Source organism: Variovorax glucosi (genome assembly GCF_051216695.1).
Taxonomy (GTDB): Bacteria; Pseudomonadota; Gammaproteobacteria; order Burkholderiales; family Burkholderiaceae_C; genus Variovorax.
Genome location: NZ_JBPJZE010000100.1, coordinates 1 through 1,424 on the forward strand (window position 1 = coordinate 1; position 1,424 = coordinate 1,424).

The window sequence follows — 1,424 nt, forward strand, 5'->3', positions numbered from 1 at the left end:
TTGCTCTATCCAGCCGTCGAACAGCGGGCGGTGCACCCGGATCCATCCGTCGGTGTGCCGCTCAACGTCCTGCTGCGTGTTGGCGCCTTGGCTCATGCGCAGGTTCTGCGCGTTGATGTCGCCGATCGGCAGCTTCATCACCTCGAAGAGCTTGGCCGCGGCCGGGTTCTTCTCGGCGAAGGCCCGGTTGGCGACGATCTGCTCCTGGTTGGCCTGGAAGCCGTAGTTCTTGCCGTTGGGCAACTGGGTATCGACGTTGCCGCCCTGCGAGGACGAGAAGGGCACCTGCAGCCACACCACGTCCGCCCCCGGGCGCAGCACGGCGCTCACCCAGTAGGGCGTCCACGTGTAGTACAGCACCGGCTTGTCTTGTTTGAAGCGGGCAATGGTGTCGGCCATCAGCGCGGCGTAGCTGCCCTGTTTGTGCGTGACGGTGTCGCGCAGTTGGTAGGCCGTGAGGTGGTTCTCGATGGCCAGCTCGCAGCCCCAGCCAGGGTTGCAGCCCGTGAGGTCGGCCTTGCCGTCTCCATCTGCGTCGAACAGCTTCGCGACGGCCGGGTCCTTCAGCTGCGCGATGTTCGTGATGCCGTACTGCTCGGCCGTCTTGCGGTCGATCAGGTAGCCCTGCACGGCGCCGTCCGAGTACACGCCCTTGCGCCACAGTTTGGCGTCGCCGCCGCTGTTCTTGTAGAAGTCGGCGTGCAGCAGGCTCCAGTGGTTGGCCATGAAGGTGGCGTCACCGTTGGCAATGGCCAAGTGCTCGGTGGCGGGCTCCAGGTCTTTCATGGGCTCGACGGTGTAGCCGAGCTTTTCGAGTGCGCGCATCACGAGCAGTGTCTGGAAGGCTTCTTCTGCGAGCGAGCTTTTCAGCGGCTGCACGGTGATGCCCTTGCCGGGCAGGTCGTTGGCAGCCTGGGCGGCCATGCCCGAGGCCACGAAGGCGAGGGCCAGCAGGCCGCGTGCGATGAAACTGGTCTTCTTCATGCGTTGTGTTCCTCCGTGCGGCTTATTGCGCTTGCGTGGACAGAGCGGGAACCGGCTGGTTGCCCGGTTGCGAGGGCGTACCCACGAGGCGCTGCAGCACTCGCAGCGCGAAGCCCACCGGCCCGGTGTGCCACCAGCGGCGGCCAGCGCTGCGGCGCGACTTGCCCATGGCCTGCGTCAGCCGGTCCAGCGAGATCGCCAGCAGCACGATGCCCAGGCCGCCCACGGTCGCCAGGCCCATGTCGAGCCGGCCGATGCCGCGCAGCACCATCTGGCCCAGGCCGCCCACGGCGATCATCGATGCGATGACGACCATCGACAGCGACAGCATCAGCGCCTGGTTGATGCCCGCCATGATCGACGGCATGGCCAGCGGCAGCTGCACCTTCACCAGCATCTGCCAGGGCGAGGCGCCATAGGCGCGGGCGGCCTCGATCAGG

2 protein-coding genes are annotated in these 1,424 nt (G+C 66.7%); both read right to left on the reverse strand.

The genetic code is table 11. The annotated features are described in order from the left end of the window. A partial coding sequence (gene proX / locus ACSFA3_RS23230) for a glycine betaine/L-proline ABC transporter substrate-binding protein ProX (protein ID WP_435507800.1) occupies positions 1 to 984 on the reverse strand: 984 nt, incomplete at its 3' end. Between the two features lie 22 nt (positions 985 to 1,006). Continuing rightward, positions 1,007 to 1,424 (reverse strand): ABC transporter permease subunit (locus ACSFA3_RS23235; RefSeq protein WP_435507801.1); only part of this gene is annotated, 418 nt, incomplete at its 5' end.